Annotated in this window: 14 protein-coding genes; 6 read left to right on the top strand and 8 right to left on the bottom strand. The window is 60.5% G+C overall.

Annotated elements, in window-relative coordinates; genetic code table 11:
- Positions 1–21: 21 nt before the first annotated feature.
- The 3 genes from pstA to pstS all read right to left on the bottom strand — a co-directional run bounded on the left by pstA (position 22) and on the right by pstS (position 3,090).
- Positions 22–894: a phosphate ABC transporter permease PstA gene (pstA, locus tag BUA36_RS17965; RefSeq protein ID WP_072786677.1), complete on the bottom strand. Its 873-nt coding sequence runs from the start codon at positions 892–894 to the stop codon at positions 22–24.
- Positions 894–1,892, bottom strand: coding sequence for a phosphate ABC transporter permease subunit PstC (pstC, locus tag BUA36_RS17960; RefSeq protein WP_072786676.1), 999 nt, complete (start codon positions 1,890–1,892; stop codon positions 894–896). Before pstC ends, pstA begins: the two co-directional genes overlap by 1 nt.
- A 151-nt stretch (positions 1,893–2,043) precedes the next feature.
- Positions 2,044–3,090, bottom strand: a complete 1,047-nt coding sequence (gene pstS / locus BUA36_RS17955; protein WP_072786675.1) for a phosphate ABC transporter substrate-binding protein PstS — start codon at positions 3,088–3,090, stop codon at positions 2,044–2,046.
- Between the two features lie 281 nt (positions 3,091–3,371).
- Here pstS and ppk1 point away from each other — a divergent pair, with 281 nt between their 5' ends.
- Together ppk1 and sixA are read left to right on the top strand one after the other, a co-directional pair.
- Entirely contained in the window at positions 3,372–5,468 is a 2,097-nt protein-coding gene (ppk1, locus tag BUA36_RS17950) for a polyphosphate kinase 1 (RefSeq protein ID WP_072786674.1), read from the top strand.
- Positions 5,469–5,546: 78 nt separating this feature from the next.
- Positions 5,547–6,014, top strand: coding sequence for a phosphohistidine phosphatase SixA (gene sixA, locus BUA36_RS17945; protein ID WP_072786673.1), 468 nt, complete (start codon positions 5,547–5,549; stop codon positions 6,012–6,014).
- A 266-nt stretch (positions 6,015–6,280) separates the two neighbouring features.
- Here the strand turns inward: sixA and BUA36_RS17940 are convergent, their stop codons facing one another.
- The 4 genes from BUA36_RS17940 to BUA36_RS17925 form a co-directional block, all read right to left on the bottom strand.
- A complete protein-coding gene (locus BUA36_RS17940) occupies positions 6,281–7,381 on the bottom strand; it encodes a polyamine ABC transporter substrate-binding protein (protein WP_072786672.1) in 1,101 nt (366 codons plus the stop codon).
- A gap of 82 nt (positions 7,382–7,463) precedes the next feature.
- Entirely contained in the window at positions 7,464–8,846 is a 1,383-nt protein-coding gene (fliD, locus tag BUA36_RS17935; protein ID WP_072786671.1) for a flagellar filament capping protein FliD, read from the bottom strand.
- Between the two features lie 92 nt (positions 8,847–8,938).
- The gene (locus BUA36_RS17930) at positions 8,939–9,289 is read right to left on the bottom strand and encodes a DUF3147 family protein (protein ID WP_072786670.1); all 351 of its coding nucleotides are present in this window, start codon (positions 9,287–9,289) and stop codon (positions 8,939–8,941) included.
- A gap of 18 nt (positions 9,290–9,307) precedes the next feature.
- Positions 9,308–9,805 (bottom strand): DUF1440 domain-containing protein, encoded by a 498-nt coding sequence (locus BUA36_RS17925; RefSeq protein ID WP_139260629.1) that lies wholly within the window; start codon positions 9,803–9,805, stop codon positions 9,308–9,310.
- Between the two features lie 230 nt (positions 9,806–10,035).
- Between BUA36_RS17925 and BUA36_RS17920 the strand changes: the two genes are divergently transcribed.
- The 4 genes from BUA36_RS17920 to BUA36_RS17905 are packed head-to-tail and all read left to right on the top strand — an operon-like array spanning position 10,036 to position 15,702.
- Entirely contained in the window at positions 10,036–10,815 is a 780-nt protein-coding gene (locus tag BUA36_RS17920; protein ID WP_072786668.1) for an SDR family NAD(P)-dependent oxidoreductase, read from the top strand.
- A 3-nt stretch (positions 10,816–10,818) separates the two neighbouring features.
- Positions 10,819–13,794: a beta-galactosidase subunit alpha gene (gene ebgA, locus BUA36_RS17915; RefSeq protein WP_072786667.1), complete on the top strand. Its 2,976-nt coding sequence runs from the start codon at positions 10,819–10,821 to the stop codon at positions 13,792–13,794.
- On the top strand, positions 13,791–14,246 hold the full coding sequence (locus tag BUA36_RS17910; RefSeq protein ID WP_072786666.1) for a beta-galactosidase subunit beta: 456 nt from the start codon (positions 13,791–13,793) through the stop codon (positions 14,244–14,246). The genes ebgA and BUA36_RS17910 overlap by 4 nt, the downstream gene beginning before the upstream one ends.
- Before the next feature lie 7 nt (positions 14,247–14,253).
- Positions 14,254–15,702, top strand: a complete 1,449-nt coding sequence (locus BUA36_RS17905; protein WP_072786665.1) for an amino acid permease — start codon at positions 14,254–14,256, stop codon at positions 15,700–15,702.
- Here the strand turns inward: BUA36_RS17905 and BUA36_RS17900 are convergent.
- Positions 15,638–17,878: an MGH1-like glycoside hydrolase domain-containing protein gene (locus BUA36_RS17900; RefSeq protein ID WP_072786664.1), complete on the bottom strand. Its 2,241-nt coding sequence runs from the start codon at positions 17,876–17,878 to the stop codon at positions 15,638–15,640. The genes BUA36_RS17905 and BUA36_RS17900 overlap by 65 nt on opposite strands.
- Between the last annotated feature and the right edge of the window lie 76 nt (positions 17,879–17,954).

The following is a 17,954-nucleotide window of genomic DNA, read 5'->3' as shown; positions in this document are numbered from 1 at the left end:
GGATTCGCTTTATCTATCTGGTTAGTTCGGGGCTTTTTGGGCAAACACGGTGCGCGAGATGACGTTCAGGGCCAGCACGCTGAAGGTCACCAGCAGTGCGCCACCCCAGGCGAGTTCGCGCCAGTTGTCATAAGGGCTCATGGCAAAGCCGTAGATCACGACCGGCAGGTTGGCCATCGGCGCGTTCATGTCGGAGCTGAAGAACTGGTTGTTCAGCGCGGTGAACAGCAGCGGTGCAGTCTCGCCGGAGACACGGGCCACGGCCAGCAGCACACCGGTGATCACGCCGGCCTTGACGGCGCGCAGGCGCACCATCATCGCCACTTTCCAGCGCGGTGCGCCCAGTGCAAACGCGGCTTCCAGCAGGCTGTTCGGTACCAGGCGCAGCATATTGTCGGTGGTGCGCACCACCACCGGCACGGCGATCAGCGCCAGCGCGATCGAACCGGCGTAGCCCGAGTAGTGCTTGGTGGTGGCCACATACATGGCCCACACGAACATGCCAATCACGATCGATGGCGCCGACAGCATGATGTCAGTGACGAAACGGGTAATTGCGGCGATCTTGTTTTCTTCGCCGTATTCGGCCAGGTACATGCCGGCCAGAATGCCGATCGGCGTCGAGATCAGCGTCGACAGGCCGACGATCATCACGCTGCCGAAGATCGCATTGATCAGGCCACCACCCTCGCTGCCTGGCGCCGGCGTGGTTTGCGTGAACAGATTGAGGCTCAGCGCGCCAAAGCCCTTGATGATCAGGGTAATCAGAATCCAGGCCAGCACCAGCAGGCCAACCGACATGGCGGCCACCGACAGTGCGATGCCGACGCGATGCATCAGCAGACGCTTGCGGTACACCGGATTCATCGCGGCTTTTTCCAGAGTTGCGCTCATTATTTGACGCCTTCCTTGCGAGACATGCCAGCCAGCATCAGCTTGGCGGCGGACAGAACGATAAAGGTAATCACGAACAGGATCAGTGCCAGCGCGAACAGCGACGAGGTGTGCAGCACGGTATCCGATTCGGCAAATTCATTGGCCAGCGTCGAGGCGATCGAGTTACCGGCTGCGAACAGCGACCACGACAGCTTGTTGGCGTTACCGATCACGAAGGTCACCGCCATGGTTTCACCCAGTGCGCGGCCCAGGCCCAGCATCACGCCGCCGACCACACCGGTCTTGGTGTATGGCAGCACGATCTTGCGCACCACTTCCCAGCGGGTGCAGCCGAGGCCGTAAGCGGATTCTTTCAGCACGGCCGGGACGATTTCAAACACGTCGCGCATCACCGAGGAGATGAACGGAATGATCATCACGGCCAGGATCAGCGCGGCGGTCAGGATGCCGATGCCCATGGTCGGGCCGCTGAAGAACTGGCCGATCAGCGGCAGCTGGCCGATGGTCTGTTTCAGGAACGGCTGCACGTAGTCGCCGAACAGCGGCGCAAACACGAACAGGCCCCACATGCCGTAGATGATGGACGGGATACCGGCCAGCAGCTCCACCGCCGTGCCCAGTGGACGGCGCAGGCCGGCCGGGCAGATTTCGGTCAGGAACAGTGCGATACCAAACGACACCGGGAAGGCGATCAGCAGTGCAATGCCCGAGGTCGCCAGCGTGCCGACAATCGCGATCATCGCGCCATACTGGTCGTTGACCGGGTCCCACTCCACCGTGGTGATGAAGGCCGGGCCGAATTCCTTGAACGCCGGCCAGGCGCCAACCATGAGCGAGAAGATAATCCCCAGCAGCACCGCCAGTACGGACAGTGCAAACAGCATGGTGGTTTTGTGGAAGAAGAAATCCTGGATGCGCTGCTTGCGCATGGTGCGGAGCATGGACTGCATGGCAGCCTGTTCCACTGCTGTCATTTGTGCGGTGCTGGTGTGCATGGCCGGCTCTGGCTTTGGTAGGGGCGTGGAAGTGATATCTGCGCTCATATTGTTGTCTCGGTGGATGTAAGCTAGCCTGCGGTACCCGGTCGGGCACCGCAGGCTAACCCCCTCGCCGCCACGACTGACGGCAGCGAAGGGACAGTCCGGATTAGTAGATTGCCTTGCCCGAAGCGTCTTTCAGGTTAGCTTTCCAGGAATCCTGTACCAGCTTGACAACGGTTGCTGGCAGTGGAACGTAGTCCAGGTCGGTAGCTTGCTGGGCGCCGTTTTTGAAGGCCCAGTCGAAGAACTTGACGACTTCCTTGCCTTTGTTGGCATCCGCCTGGGCTTTGTGCATCAGAATGAACGACACGCCGGTGATAGGCCACGAGTTTTTGCCAGCCTGGTCGGTCAGCACCACGCCGAAACCTGGGGTCTTGGTCCACTCTGCATTGGCAGCGGCGGCTTTGAAGAAGTCGTCGTCAGGTTGCAGGAAGTTGCCATCCTTGTTTTTCAGCTGGGTGTGCGCCATTTTGTTCTTTTTAGCGTAGGCCCACTCGACGTAGCCGATCGAACCTTTGATACGCTGAACGTTGGCGGCTACGCCTTCGTTACCTTTGCCGCCGACGCCGACGATCCATTTCACCGCGGTCGAAGCACCGATCTTGGTCTTGAACTCTGGGCTGGTTTTCGACAGGAAGTCGGTGAACAGGAACGAGGTGCCCGAGCCGTCAGCGCGGTGTACCACGGTGATGTCTTCAGCTGGCAGTTTCACGCCTGGGTTCAGGGCGGCGATCGCCTGGTCATTCCACTTGGTGATTTTGCCCAGGTAGATGTCGGCCACCACTGGGCCGGTCAGTTTCAGCTGGCCTGGGGTTACGCCGTCCAGGTTAACCACGGTCACAACGCCACCCATGATGGCTGGGAACTGCATCAGGCCTTCTGCGTCCAGGTCAGCAGCGGTCAGCGGCATGTCCGATGCGCCGAAATCCACGGTCTTGGCTTTGATCTGCTTGATGCCAGCGCCCGAACCGACGGACTGGTAGTTCAGACCGTTGCCGGTAGCGGCTTTGTACGACTCGGCCCATTTAGCGTAGATTGGGTACGGGAAGGTCGCGCCGGCGCCGGTCATATCGGCGGCGTGGGCAGCCGACGAGAAAGCCATTACAGCTGCTGCGCCAACCACCAGGGAAGAGATCAATTGTTTCAGTCGCATTTCAAGTCCTTTGTTATGACAGGTTAGGATGCTGCGCAGTCTAACGGCGTTTTATGACAGCTTTATGACATCAACAAAATAACTGAAAATTATTCTTTCCCTGGGCTTCTCCTATGAGAACAAGCCGCTTCGCATCAGTATGTTACGCCTGCTTGTCATAATTGGTGACCATTTATGACAGCTTCTGTCACAGAGATGTCATATTTAATCTTTACACTGTAGCAATCCTTCTTCCTTAAAAGAGGATAGAATCGGTTTATGAGCAAAGTGAACAAAAAGACATGAAGCCTGCCTCCCATGCGGAAGTAAACAAGAACTCGGCCTTCCTCGACCGGGAAATTTCCCAACTGATGTTTAACCGCCGGGTGCTGGCGCAAGCAGAAGATAAAAGCATTCCCTTATTAGAGCGCCTGCGTTATCTGTGCATTGCCAGCAGCAACCTGGATGAGTTCTTTGAAGTGCGCGTGGCCAGCCTGCTGGCGGCTGGCGCAGCGGACGGTTCCCTGTCCACCCACCCTGCCCTGGTCGCCACGCTGTCACGCATCAGCAATGAGTGCCACTTATTGGTCGCGCACCAATATGAAATCCTGAACAACGAAATCCTGCCCGAGATGGCGGCCAACGGCATCCATCTGGTGCGCCACAATGAGCGCAACGAAGCGCAGCGCGCCTGGGTCAAGGAGTATTTCGATACCGAAGTGCGCCCGCTGCTGACGCCAATCGGCCTGGACCCGGCCCACCCCTTCCCGCAAGTCGTTAATAAAAGTCTCAACTTCATCGTTTCGCTGACCGGCAAGGATGCGTTTGGCCGCGGCACCGCGATTGCGATTGTGAAAGCGCCGCGCGTGCTGCCGCGCGTGATCCGCCTGCCGGACCATTTGTCCAAGAGCGGCGGCGTGTCGTTCTGCCTGCTGTCTTCCGTGATCCACGCGCATATCGCCGATCTGTTTGCCGGCCGCGAAGTGATCGGCTATTCGCAGTTCCGCGTGACGCGCGACAGCGACCTGTGGGTCGACGAGGACGAGGTGAAAAACCTGCGCCAGGCGCTCAAGGGCGAGCTGGTCGGCCGCCAGTTCGGCGCCTCGGTGCGGCTGGAAGTGGCCAAGAACTGCCCGCCGGACCTGTCGCAATTCCTGCTTGACCAGTTTGGCTTGCACCAGAGTCGGCTGTATGCGGTCAACGGCCCGGTGAATCTGGTGCGCCTGAACGAGATCATGGACAATATCCATAATCCGGCGCTGCGCTTCCCGCCCTTCTTCCCGGGCCTGGCGCACAAGACCACCGGCCAGGACATCTTTGCCGCCCTGCGCGAAAACGATATCCTGCTGCACCACCCTTACCAGTCCTTCCAGACCGTCATCGATTTCATCCGCAGCGCTGCGCTGGACCCGGCCGTGGTCGCCATCAAGCAGACCATTTACCGTACCGGCATGAACTCGGACCTGATGGAATCGCTGATTACCGCTGCCAAGGCGGGCAAGGAAGTCACCGTCATCGTGGAACTGAAAGCGCGCTTCGACGAGGAAGCCAATATCAACTGGGCTGACAAGCTGGAACAGGCCGGCGCGCAGGTGGTGTACGGCGTGGTGGGACTGAAGACGCACGCCAAGGTGGCGCTGGTGATACGCCGCGAAGAAGGCAAGCTGCGCTACTACGCCCACCTGGGCACCGGCAACTACCATCCGACCACGACCAAGTTCTATACCGACTTTGGCCTGCTGACCTGCCATCCCGGCATGAGCCAGGAAGTCAACGAGGTATTCATCCACCTGACGTCGCTGACCAAGCCGCACCGCCTCAACCACTTATGGCTGGCGCCGTTCGCGCTGCAGAACGAGATCATCAAGGCGATCCGCAACGAGGCACGCATTGCGCGCGCGGGACGGCCGGGGCGTATTATTGTTAAAATAAATGCATTGGTGGACGAGTCGGTGATCCGCGCGCTGTACGCGGCGTCCAAGGATGGCGTCAAGATCGACCTCATTGTGCGCGGCGCCTGCACCCTCAAGCCGGGCGTGCCGGGCCTGTCGGAAAACATCAAGGTGCGTTCGGTGATCGGCCGCTTCCTGGAACACAGCCGCATCTATTACTTCCGCAACGATCTAGCGCATGACACCTACCTGGCCAGTGCCGACTGGATGAGCCGTAATCTGTTCCGCCGCATCGAGGTTGCCTTCCCGATTCTGGACAAGGCCTTGAAACGCCGGGTATTGGCCGAAGGCCTGAACCCCTACCTGAAGGACAATATGAACGCGTGGGAGCTGGAAGCGGACGGCCATTATCAGCGCCGCCGGCCACGCGGCAAGCAGGTGCACTTCAGCGCACAGCAACACCTGATGGATACGCTGGGGACACCCAACGCCCATCTTGGCGAGTAAGCGGCGCCGCGTCACCGGGAGGTGGGCGGCCGGGATCTGTTTTCAAATGTGTTTTCAGAGCTAACCCAGGAGAAAAGCATGGATCTCATTTTGTGGCGGCATGCGGAGGCAGAGGAGGCGCAGCCCGGCATGACCGATCTGGAACGGGCGCTGACCGGCAAGGGTCAGAAGCAGGCACGCCGCATGGGGCAATGGCTCAACTCGCAGCTGCCGGACAGCTGCAAGATCCTGTCCAGCCCCGCCGTGCGCACCCTGCAAACGGTGGAAGCGCTGGGCCGCAAGTTCAAAATCCATACCGACCTGGCGCCGGGCGCCGATCCGGCCGACATCCTGAAAGCCGTCAACTGGCCGGGCAACAAGGATTCTGTCCTAGTAGTGGGCCATCAGCCGACGCTGGGCCAGGTGGCCGCCATGCTGATGACGGGCGATGACCTGGAATGGGATATCCGCAAAGCCAGCGCCTGGTGGTTTGCGCAACGCGATCCCGGCGATGCCATGAGTGTGTATCTAAAAGCGGTAATGGCCGCGGATCTGGTGGTTAAATAGCTTGTAAAGCGATCGGCTTCTGCTAAAGTTTAACTGTATCAACTATGAGGGAGGCCATCATGATGTTCACCTTGCTCACCATGGGGATGTTCGGGGGCATGATCGCCCTGGTTGTCTACGAACTGGTACAGGAAATGCGCGGCAGTAAACACAAACTCATCGACCGCTATCACGAATAGCAAACAGCTTCATCGAAGCCTACGGCGCCAGCGGCGTGCCCTTACCAGGACATCGCCCCTCGCGCCGTTCATCGTTTACGCGACCGCTTACACGCCGGTCTTGAACTTGGTGTAGATGCGGGTAATGTTGCGGCGGATATCGGCCGGCACCGCTTCTGGCGCGGCCATGCGCTTCTTGTCCTCATCCGACAGGAACACCGTCTTGTTGCCGGCGATATCCTTGCGCACAAACTTCACGCTGGCCGCGTTCGGGTTGGCATAGAACACCTTGTTGGTCAGGCTCGCATGCACTTCCGGGCGCATGATGTAGTTGATCCACAGGTGGGCATTGTTCGGATGCGGCGCGTCGGCCGGGATCGCCATGGTGTCGAACACCAGCGCGGCCGAGGTCTTCGGCACCAGCACTTCAATCACGTTACCGTTCTTGGCATCGATGGCGCGCTGGCGGGCGATGTTGATGTCGCCCGACCAGCCCAGCGCCACGCAGACTGCGCCGTTGGCCATGTCATTGATGTAGCCCGACGAGCTGAACAAGGTGACGTAAGGACGGATCGCCTGCAGCACCTTGCCGGCTTCCGCATAGTCCGCCGCGTTTTTCGAGTAGGCTGGTTTGCCGGCATACATTAGCGCGGCTGGCAGCACTTCCGATGGCGAATCCAGGAAGGACACGCCGCAGGACTTCAGCTTGGCAGCGTATTTCGGATTGAAGATCAGGTCCCAGGCGTTGTCCGGCATCGGCATGCCGCCCAGCGCCGCTTTCACCTTGTTGACGTTGATGCCGACGGTGGTGTAACCCCACAGCCAGTCGACCAGGTAGTCATTGCCCGGATCGATATTGGCCAGCTTGGACTGGATCGCCGGGTCGAGGTTTTTCAGGTTAGGCAGCTTGGACTTGTCCAGCTTGCGCAGCAGCTTGCCATCGATCTGCAGGCGCGCCCATTGCGCGGTCGGCACCACGATGTCGTAGCCGGATTTGCCGGCCACCAGCTTGGAGTTCAGGATTTCGTTGTTATCAAAAAGGTCATAGCGGACCTTGATGCCGGTCTCTTTCTCAAAATTCTTAACCGTGTCTTCGGCAATGTAGTCGGACCAGTTATAAATATTGAGAACTTTTTCCTCTTGCGCCTGCGCTGCACCAGCCATCAAGCCAGCCGCGACCAGCACCGCACCAACGAACTTCCCTGCCATAGCACCTCCGAAATGGGATTCATCACATAAGCCGTGATGATCGGGCATAGCCCGTCCGGATGCAAGGAGTTCCGTAGAATTATCAGCCCAGAATATCGAACAAGGTCCCGGTGCCGCTGCTGCCGGCGCCATTGATGGCGCTGCCCGCGCCGGTCTTGGACTGCGCCGTGTACAGCGCCGCCAGCGCATTGGCCTGGGCCGTCAAGGCCTTGGTCATGGCGGTTTTCTTGCTGTTCAGGCTGGCGATTTCATTGGTGGTCAGCGAGGTTTCCTTGGCCAGCACGCTGTTGGTCGAAGTCAGCGAGGAAGCTTTCGACGATAGCAGATCGGCAATGCCGCGGCCATCGTTGGTGAACAATTTCGCAACAGCCGAGGAATCGCTGGTCATTGCGGCCTGCAGCTTTTTGTCGTCCAGCACCAGGTTGCCGTCCTTGTCCTGGCTGATGCCGGCCGAGGCCAGCGCGGTCACGGAGACCGAGCCGCCGCCTGTCTTCAGCAGCATGCTCATCTGGCTGATGGCCTGGTTCAGGGCCGTATCCGACTTCAGGTCGCCTTTTTGCAGCTTCAGCATCTTGGCGTTGAGGTCGTTGTAAGCGGCGACAAAGGATTTCAGGTTGGTGCTGACCTGGCTGCCATCCTGGGTGATGCTGACATCGCTCTTGCCCGTCGCCACCAGGTTCAGCGTGGCGCCCGCAATCGCGGTGTCCTTGACGGTATTGGTCGGGCTCTTGACCTCCTTGCCATCGACCAGCAGGATGGCGTCCATGGCGGCGTTTTTCTGCTTCAGCTTTTGCGTGCCATCCGGATCGAAGGTCAGCAGGTTTTTCAGCGCAGCATCGCCGCTGACGCTGATACGCATGCTGTTGGCCGCACCGCTCGCGCCGGCAATCGACAGCGAGAACTTGCCATCGTCGCCCTTGATGACGCTGACATCCACGCCGGCAGCCTTGAACGCCGCAGCGATGCCATCCAGCGTGTTGTTGCTGGAATCGATGGTGACGGACTTGCTGGCGACGGCGGCATTGACGAAGCCCTTCTCGCCGCCCGCCGTACCGAAGTCGATCTTGACCGTGGTCGTACCGCCGGCGCCGATCTTGCCGGTGGAAGCCGCAAACGCGTCGCTGGTCAGGAACTGGCCTTGCGCCAGCTGTTTCACGTCCAGCGCATACGTGCCCGCCTTGGCATTGCCGCTGGACGAAGCGGTCAGCACGCCCTTGGCCGAGCTGCCGGCGCTGGTGCTGAGGCCGCTGCCACTGAGGCTGGCCGCAATCGACTGGAAGCTGGCCAGCGCACTTTTCAGCTGCCCCAGTGCAGACAGCTTGGTCTGATCCTTGGCGATGGACGCATTGAGTTTATTGGCCGCGCCGGTTTGCGTGGACATGGTTTGCTGGACGCGGTTGTAAACGTCCGCCGATACCTGCTGGTTGCTGGTATTGCTCGTTGAGCCGATGCTGGAGGTAGCCATAGTGAGATTCCGTCTTGGGTATTACATAGTATGCAATATGGACGGTTGCACTAAAGCGGGGAATACAGCGGTTTTTCCCCCTCTATCCGCCGTCAGAGCAGCTCGATGCCGAAGCGGCGCACGACCAGCGCAAACAGGCCGAACGACACAATCGTTACCGCAATGCAGGCCAGCAGGCTGCCCCAGAATCCCAGGCGCGGCAGCAAGGCGGGAAACGCCAGAAACATCGGCAAGGTCGGCACCACGTACCAGAAGGTGTACCAGGCGTGATTCGCAATCTTCTGCTCGCTCTGGTTTTCGACATGCAGCCAGACCAGTGCCAGCAGCGTCACCAGCGGCAGCGCGGCAATCAGCGCGCCCAGCTTGTCGCTGCGTTTGGCAAATTCGGAGACCGCGATCACCACGGCTGACGTCAGCAAATACTTCGTTATCAGCCAAGCCATGGTCGCACCTTATCCGTTCTAAGTGGCGTGTAGTTTAACCGCCTTGCGCGTCGCCAGGGCGATCGGCACGCCAAACAGGAACATATGGGACATCAGATCCAGCGCCGTCGCCAGCGGCTTGAAACGCACCGGGAACGGGAATGCCGATGCCGGCAACACCACCAGCCGCATGGCGAAGAACACCACGATGCCGAACAGAATGCCGTAGATGACCGCATGCCGCACCAGCGGCGGCTTCAGCTGGACCAGCAGCAGGTACACGCCGGCCCAGCCCAGCGACAACACAAAGTGCGCCACCAGTCCAAACGCGGCCATCGGCAGGCCGCCATTCAACGCTGCCTTGCCGAAAGCGCCACTGGCCACGATGCGCAGCAGTTGCAAGGGCGGCGTGCCGTTAAACGCGGCAAAGGAAATGGCAAACGTAATGTCCAGGGCGCCGGCCACGAGGCCGCCGATCAGGATGTAGCGAATCTGGTCTATTTTCATGTTGTAGTTGACCGTGAGTGAAGTGCGCAAGCTTATCAAATAATCATAGAAATTTAGCACACCCGGTCAATAGCGCCAAGCCTGCCTTGCATGGCGTCGCTATCCATCAACTGCGCGCATGCTTTACATTCTACGGCGGTCCCAATATGCATTAGTCTGTCTTATGCATGCCATGCAGACTATTCATTTGTCAGTCAGGCTCAAAAACGGGCAAGATGAAGCTATAACTCAGCTATAACTCATACAATGGAGACAGCACTATGCAACAGCAAGGCGAACTGGCAGGCAAGGTGGCATTGGTGACGGGCGGCGCTTCCGGCATTGGCCGCGCCACCGCGGAATTGTTTGCGCGTGAAGGCGCCACGGTGCTGATCGCGGACCGCGACAGCGCCGCCGGCGAACTGGCGGTGGCCGCGATCATCGCCACCGGCGCCCGCGCTTCCTTCATCCGCACCGATGTGGCTGTCGCCGCCGACTGCGCGGCAGCAGTGGCTGCCGCGCAGTCGCGCTACGGCCGTCTCGACGTCCTGTTCAACAACGCCGGCATCACCCGCCGCGCCAACGTGATCGATACCACCGAACAGGAATGGGATCAGGTCATGGCCGTCAACGTCAAATCGATATTCCTGATGTCCAAATACGCCGTGCCGGTGATGCAGCAGCAAGGCAGCGGTAGCATCATCAACACCGCCTCCGGCTGGGGCCTGGTGGGCGGCAAGGATGCCGTTTCCTACTGCGCGTCGAAAGGTGCGGTGGTCATCATGACCAAGGCCATGGCGGTGGACCACGGCCCGCAAAACATCCGCGTCAACTGCGTCTGCCCTGGCGACACCGATACGCCCATGCTGCGCAACGAAGCGCATCAACTGGGGCTGGAAGAAACCGCACTGGTCGCAGCCGGCGCAGGCCGCCCGTTGATGCGCGTCGGCCAGCCGCCCGAGATCGCACAAGCAGTCCTGTTCCTCGCTTCTGACCGTGCCTCCTTCGTCACCGGCGACGCGCTGGTGGTGGATGGCGGCGGCCTGGCCGGATCGGCATAAACCGTGAACAAATGGGAGAACCCCCAGCTGCTGGAGGAACACCGGCTGCCTCCGCACGCCTATTTCTTTGCCTATGCCGACGCCGAAACCGCGCGCAGCTTCGCGCGTGAACGCAGCCGCCGCTTCCTGTCACTGAGCGGCATGTGGCGCTTCGCGTATTTCGACCATCCGCTGCAAGTGCCGCCATCGTTTTACAGCGAATACATGGAGCGCTGGGGCGAGATCGAGGTGCCCGGCATGTGGCAGATGCAGGGCCACGGCCATTTGCAGTACACCGACGATGGCATGCCCTTCCCTGTCGATCCGCCTTACGTGCCGTCGTCCAATCCCACCGGCGCGTATCAGTGCCGCTGGACGCTGGGACCGGAGTGGCGCGGCCAGCGCGTGGTGCTGCGCTTCGATGGCGTTGAAACCTACTTCGAAATCTATGTCAACGGCAGCTATGCCGGCATGAGCAAGGGCAGCCGGCTGGCGTCCGAGTTCGACATCACCGACTTACTCAACGAGGGCGAGAACCTGCTCAGCGTCCGCGTGCTGCAATGGGCAGATGCCAGCTACCTCGAAGACCAGGATATGTGGTGGACCGCCGGCATCTTCCGCGATGTCTACCTGATCGGCAAAGGCGCCATCCACGTGCAGGACGTCTGCGTGCAAACCCGCTTTGACGACGCCTGCCGCGATGCCACGCTGGCCTGTACCATCGCCGTCTCTGCCAACACGGGCTGGCGCCTCGAATGGTCGCTCTACGATGGCGCGCGCCAGCTGCTGCAAGGCGGCGGCAAGACATTGACCTGGGAAGCGAGCGTACCGGCGCCACGCCAGTGGAATGCGGAAGACCCATATCTGTATCGCCTCGAAATCAGCCTGTACGACGACGCCGGCGCCTTGCTGGAGGTGGTGCCGCTACGCGTCGGCTTCCGCGAGATTAGCGTGCAGGATGGCCTGATGTACGTGAACGGCCGCTATCTCAAGCTGCATGGCGTGAACCGTCACGACAACGACCAGCTGCGCGGCCGCGCCGTCACGATGGCGCGCGTCGAACAGGACATCGTGCTGATGAAGCAGCACAATATCAACTCGGTCCGCACGGCGCACTATCCCAACGATCCACGCTTTTACGAACTGTGCGACCAATACGGCCTGTTCGTGATGGCGGAAACGGATGTCGAGACCCACGGTTTCGTCAACATCGGCAATCTGAGCCAGATCACCGATGATCCGGCATGGGAAGCCGCTTTTGTTGACCGCATTGAACGCCATGTGCATGCGCAGAAAAATCATCCCTCCATCATCATCTGGTCATTGGGGAACGAGTCCGGCTACGGCTGCAACATCCGCGCGATGGCGGCCCGCTGCCGCGAGATCGATCCCACGCGCCTGATCCATTACGAGGAAGACCGCGACGCTGAAGTGTGCGATGTCGTCAGCACCATGTACTCGCGCGTGCAGATGATGAATGCCTTCGGCGAGTACCCGATGCACAAACCGCGCATCCTGTGCGAGTACGCGCATGCGATGGGCAACGGGCCGGGTGGACTGAGCGAGTACCAGGCCGTGATGGACCGCCATCCGCATCTGCAAGGCCACTATCTGTGGGAATGGTGCGACCACGCCATCCTGCAGCCGGATGTGCCAGGACGGCCGTTCTATGCCTTCGGCGGCGACTACGGCGATTACCCTAACAGCGGCAACTTCTGCTGCGATGGCCTGATCTATCCGGACCAGCGCCCCGGTCCCGGCCTGCGCGAATACAAGCAAGTCATCGCGCCAGTAAAAGTGCGCGCCATAGACGCTGCCGCTGGCCGGCTGGAAGTGGAAAACCGCTACTGGTTCAGCAGCCTCGATTGCATCACACTGCTGATTGAAACCAGGGCGGATGGCGAATCCCTGCGCGTCCAGCGCGTTCCGCTGCCGCCGCTACCGCCGGGACAGCGACAGGAAATCCGCATCGCAGAACCGCCATCAGGCGCAGGCCAGCGCTATCTGAACGTGCGCGTCATCCGCGATCAGGCGACTGCCTACAGCGCGGCTTTGCATGAACTGGCGGTGTACCAGTTTGCGCTGCCATCGACGTCATCCTTGCCTGCGCGCGTGGTGGCCGAAGCGCCGGTGCTGACAGAACATCGCCTCGACTACCGCATCGAAGGCCTTCGCTTCCATATGGTGTTCTGCAAGCTCACCGGCAAGCTCAAAGAATGGGTAGCCGACGGCATGCCGCTGCTCGCCCGCGCTCCGCAGCTGACGTTCTACAAACCCTGCATCGACAATCACAAACAGGAGAACGACGCCCTGTGGCTGCCGCAGCACCTGAACATCCTGCAGGAGCATTTGCGCGGCATGGAGGTCGTGCGCAATGGCGGCACGGTGGACATCATTGTCGACTGCCAGATCGCGCCGCCCATCCTCGGTTACGGCATGCGTTGCCGCTATCACTACCGGGTTAACGGTGCAGGTCAATTGCAGCTTACCTTGTCCGGCACGCCGTACGGCGGCTTCCGCGACATGATTCCCAAGATTGGCATGACACTGGGCGTCAACCGCTCGCTCGGGCAAGTCGAATACTTCGGCCGTGGCCCCGGTGAAAACTACCCGGACAGCAAGGCATGCAACATCATCGACCGTTACCGCAGCGCGGCTGCCGATATGTTCGAACATTACCCCAAGCCGCAAGACAACGGCAACCGCATGGACGTGATCTGGGCCACGCTGCACGATAGCCACGGCAAAGGCCTGCGCATCGACGCGCCGCAAGGCATCCACTTCAGCATATGGCCTTACAGCGCCGAGCAGATCGCAGCGACACGACACGACAACGAGCTGCGTGAAGATGATTACTGGACTGTGAACCTCGATCACAAGATCAGCGGTCTGGGCTCCAACTCCTGGGGTTCCGAAGTGCTGGACTCCTATCGCGTCTATCTGGAGCAGTTCAGCTATAGCCTGACCTTGTCAGCGCTGAATAAGGAGAACGGCCAGTGATTATTCTGAACAGCGTGGACGAATTCCGCCAACGTTATCACTCCACGAAAAAATGGAACCGCTGCGTGGAGGCGATCAACAACATCTCCGCCCTGATGCCCGGCGTATGCCATTCCATCGGCGATTCGCTGGTCTACCGCCTGGTTGACAGCAAAGCGCCTACCACGGCCAGCTTCACCGGTAACCGGCGCTACGTGGAAATTCACTACTACCTGAGCGGCAGCGAAACCGTGGCGTATGCGGCCAAGTCCTCGCTGGCCTGCCTTGCCCCCTACAGCGACGAGACGGACCGTGAGACGTTCACCGGCGAGGCTACCGGACGGCACACCGCCAGCCCCGGCCAGCTGCTGATCTTCGATAACGGCTATGCCTACCAGCTGTCCGGTGCGGACCATCTGCGCAAGATGGTGCTGATGGTGACGATAGAAGGTGCGACATTCCACAATAAGTGAGCTGACCATGGCGACTTCCGGCAATACCCAAATTGGCCGCTTCATGCTGCTATCGATGGCCGTGGCGGCCATCTTCAACATCCGTAATGTCGTCAACAGCAATATCGCCATCGGCATGGTGGCGGTGCCCTCCTTCCTGTTTGCGACAGTGACCTTCTTCATTCCCTACGTGTTAATCATCGCGGAATTCGTCAGCCTGAATAAGGAGGCGAAATCCGGCATCTATCAATGGATACGTTCGTCGATGGGCGACAAATGGGCTTTCGTTGGCGCTTACTGCTACTGGTTTGTGAATCTTTTCTACTTCACGTCCGTGCTGCCCAATATACTGGTGTATGCGTCTTATGCCTGGCTGGGACGCGAAGTGCAGATCTCGCCGCTGGCGACGGTGCTGTCATCGATCATGCTGTTCGCTTTCGCCACCTGGGTATCAACCAAGGGCGCGGCGTGGGTGGCGCGCGTGACCTCGATTGGCAGCTCGCTGGTACTGGTGATGGCATTCGCCTTTGTGGCATTGAGCCTGGGCGACTGGATCGGCGGCGTCACGCCTGCAACGCCTGTCACCGTCAGCGCCATGACACCGACCTTCAGCTGGGCCTTCATGGGCGCGATGGCGTGGATATTGTTTGCGGCCGGCGGCGCCGAATCGGTGGGCGTGTTCCTGAACGACGTACGCGGCGGCGCCCGCACCTTTGTCCGCACCATCGTGTTTGCCGGCCTGCTGATTGGCGCGCTGTATTCGGTATCGGCGCTGGTGCTGAACCTGTACGTGCCGGCATCGAAGCTGAGCTACTCCTCGGGCGTATTCCAGGTGTTCGGCGCCCTGGGCGCGCATCACCAGGTATCGCCGCTGCTGCTGAATCGCCTGGTGGGCGCCGTCATGCTGATCGGCTCCTTTGGTACGCTGATGGTGTGGACAGCGGCGCCAGTGAAAGCGCTGTTCTCCGAGATCCCGAAAGGCATCTTTGGCGAGCGCGCCATCGCGTTGAACCGCCACGACATGCCGGAGCGCGCAGCGTGGATACAGTTCTGCGTGGTCGTACCGCTGCTGGTGATACCGGCAGTGGGATCGTCGAACGTGAATCAGCTGCTGAATGTGGTCATTAATATGACAGCTGCCACGGCGCTGCTGCCGCCGCTGATTATCATGGCTGCCTATTTCCACCTGCGCCTGCGGCTGGACCATCTGCCGCGCGACTTCCGCATGGGATCGCGCCGCGTGGGATTGGCGGTGACCAGCGTGCTGCTGGCTGTATTTGGCGTCGCCTTCATTGCTGCGATTTTCCCGGCGGACCAGAACCTGCTGCTCACGCTGGGTTACAACGTGGGCGGCGTGGTTCTGTTCCTGGGATGGGCCTTGTGGAAGTATCGCCAGTATGAACGCAGCCTGCTTACTTCCGAGCCTTTGCCGCAGCCTCGCGCGCGAGCATCAGCAGGTGCGCGGCACTCCAGCTGAAGTTGGTCGCTCCCTGCATATGGCCGGTCACGGGATTGTAGTTCTCCCGGATCGGCGCATCCCCCAGCAAACCTTCCGCACCTTGCACAAACCGCGTCGTCATGGCGTCAGCGTCAGCAGAACGGCCGTAGTTGCGCAAGCCCGCAGCGCCAAAGTACAGCTGGTCCAGCCACACCCTGCCACGCCAGTAGATCCCTGGATCGTACGATGGATTCGAGACTGCCGCAGTGGGCATCGGTACCGGCGTCGCGAATTCGGCGGGATCCAGCATTTTGGCGATGACCGCATCGGCTTGTGGTTTTTCCGCTGCGCCGGCCCACAACGCAGTCCAGCCTTCCGGACCGCGGCCGCGCATGGTCAGCAGCTTGCCGCCCAGTTGGCGGTCGTAATAGAAGCCGCTGGCGGTGTCGAAGAAGCTGTCGTTAATCTGGGTGCGCAGGTGTGCGGCCTGTTGGCGCCAGACACCTGCCGCCGCCGCATCGCCCAGTTCCTGCGCGATGTCCGCCAGGATGAGCTTTTCGCGGTAGAGGAAGGCGTTCAGGTCGACCGACTCCTGATCGATGGAATAACCCAGCAGACTGCCTTTGCTGTCGCGGTTTTCGACGACGCCAACCTGCCAGTCACGCTGCGCGGCCGCCAGGTTGCCGCCATGAACCTTGTCCGCATAACGCTGTAATGCGGACGGCTCGATAAAGCCGAAACGCGCCGCATTGTCCATGCCGGATTCATAGCCGGCTGCCTGCTGAACATGAAGGCGTAGCTTGCCGTCGTCATTGTTGTGCAGCGGGTGCACGGTGGCGCCATATTCTGCCAGGCCGTTCTGGTCATGATCGCGGTTGCGATACCACCAGCGGTGATAGGCTTCCAGTTTGGGGCGCATCTCCTGTAGCCACGCGCGCTGGTGCGAGTGCTGGTAAATTTCCCACACCACCCACGCGGCCAGTGGTGGCTTGGTATCGCGTTCGTTCCAGTTATCGCCATCACCACCCCGCGCGGCATCGACGTTGTAGAAGACGTTGTCCGGTAACATACCCTCGTCTTGCGGGCGTATTTTGTCATCGGCCCTGATCTGATAGTCAAACAGCGCGCGCACCGTGTTGGCGGCCAGCGCCGGATCGATGGCGGCAAGGGCATAGGCCTGCTTCCAGGTGTCCCAGGTCCAGGCGCCGTTGAACCAGCGTGCGGTGGTGGACGGCACCATGGCGTCATGCAGGATGGCGCCGCGCGGCGCACGCCAGTTACCAATCAGCGTCTCCAGCGCTTTGGTGCTGAGCGGTGCAGCGGGAAGCCTGGCTTGCCACGCGGCCCAGCGGCGCTGATTTGCAGCGATCGCCTGCTCCGCGCGCGTCGGGCTGGCCAGCAGCGACGCTGCGCTGGCGTCTGCGGCGGCGCCGTCCAGCTGATAGCTGTAAGCGCTGTAGATGGTCTGTTCACGGCCAGCCGCCAGCAGCGGCAAATCGGCATTGCTGTCGTAATGCTGGCTGCTCACAGCATCCTGCGCATGCACGCTGCGCTCGATGCGATAGCGCGAATGGCCGCTTGTCATCACATTGCTGGCATCGCGCACTTTGCCGAAGGTGATGCTGATGCCGGCGGCATCTTTCACCAGCGTCGGTTTCCACGCCGGCTGTTGGACCGCAATCGCGCCGGCCTCCTTGCCCTTGCCCCATTCCGCCATCAGGTCGCCCTGCCATTGCACACGCAATGACAGCGGCTTGCCCGACGTATTGCGCAAGCGGTAGCGCACCAGCGCGCTGCGGGAGCTGACGAAGTGCAGGTCCACGTCCAGCTGCAGCTCCGGCCAGACCAGGCGCTGGCTTAATACCCCGGGCCGGGAAGCACTGCTCCAGCGGGCCTGCTCCGGGTTAAAACTGCGACCGCTGCGGCGATCACTCAACGCCAGCCGCTCCAGTGCAGAGGCGATGTACAGGCTGTATTCCTCGGCGATCACCATTGGGCCGCTGAACGTACCGGCCAGCGCCTGCGTATCCGGCAGCAGGTAGCCATGCCAGCTACCGGCATCGAACATGGGATTGAAGCGCTGGTTTTGTTCGGCATCGAAATCGCGCGCAGCGCTTGGCGTGCCATACCGGTTAATGGATGGAGCCTGTGCTTGGGCGCTCCAGGCGGCAGTACACGCCGCAATCAATATCAGGTTGCGTACAGATGAAGGCATAAGCGGGAATGAGAACAAGTTGAAGGAAGGGTAACACGACAAGGCCGGACGCTACACACGTCCGGCCCCGGATACA

This window comes from Duganella sacchari (assembly GCF_900143065.1).
GTDB classification, from domain to species: domain Bacteria; phylum Pseudomonadota; class Gammaproteobacteria; order Burkholderiales; family Burkholderiaceae_D; genus Rugamonas; species Rugamonas sacchari.
The sequence above is the reverse complement of the archived record's forward strand: the minus strand, read 5'-3'. Positions and strand labels throughout refer to the sequence as shown.

Excerpts from the sequence above, each read along its gene's own strand:
- pstA (WP_072786677.1), bottom strand. The coding sequence starts at position 894 with ATGAGCGCAACTCTGGAAAAAGCCGCGATGAATCCGGTGTACCGCAAG.
- pstC (WP_072786676.1), bottom strand. The coding sequence starts at position 1,892 with ATGCACACCAGCACCGCACAAATGACAGCAGTGGAACAGGCTGCCATG.
- pstS (WP_072786675.1), bottom strand. The coding sequence starts at position 3,090 with ATGCGACTGAAACAATTGATCTCTTCCCTGGTGGTTGGCGCAGCAGCT.
- ppk1 (WP_072786674.1), top strand. The coding sequence starts at position 3,372 with ATGAAGCCTGCCTCCCATGCGGAAGTAAACAAGAACTCGGCCTTCCTC.
- sixA (WP_072786673.1), top strand. The coding sequence starts at position 5,547 with ATGGATCTCATTTTGTGGCGGCATGCGGAGGCAGAGGAGGCGCAGCCC.
- BUA36_RS17940 (WP_072786672.1), bottom strand. The coding sequence starts at position 7,381 with ATGGCAGGGAAGTTCGTTGGTGCGGTGCTGGTCGCGGCTGGCTTGATG.
- fliD (WP_072786671.1), bottom strand. The coding sequence starts at position 8,846 with ATGGCTACCTCCAGCATCGGCTCAACGAGCAATACCAGCAACCAGCAG.
- BUA36_RS17930 (WP_072786670.1), bottom strand. The coding sequence starts at position 9,289 with ATGGCTTGGCTGATAACGAAGTATTTGCTGACGTCAGCCGTGGTGATC.
- BUA36_RS17920 (WP_072786668.1), top strand. The coding sequence starts at position 10,036 with ATGCAACAGCAAGGCGAACTGGCAGGCAAGGTGGCATTGGTGACGGGC.
- BUA36_RS17905 (WP_072786665.1), top strand. The coding sequence starts at position 14,254 with ATGGCGACTTCCGGCAATACCCAAATTGGCCGCTTCATGCTGCTATCG.
- BUA36_RS17900 (WP_072786664.1), bottom strand. The coding sequence starts at position 17,878 with ATGCCTTCATCTGTACGCAACCTGATATTGATTGCGGCGTGTACTGCC.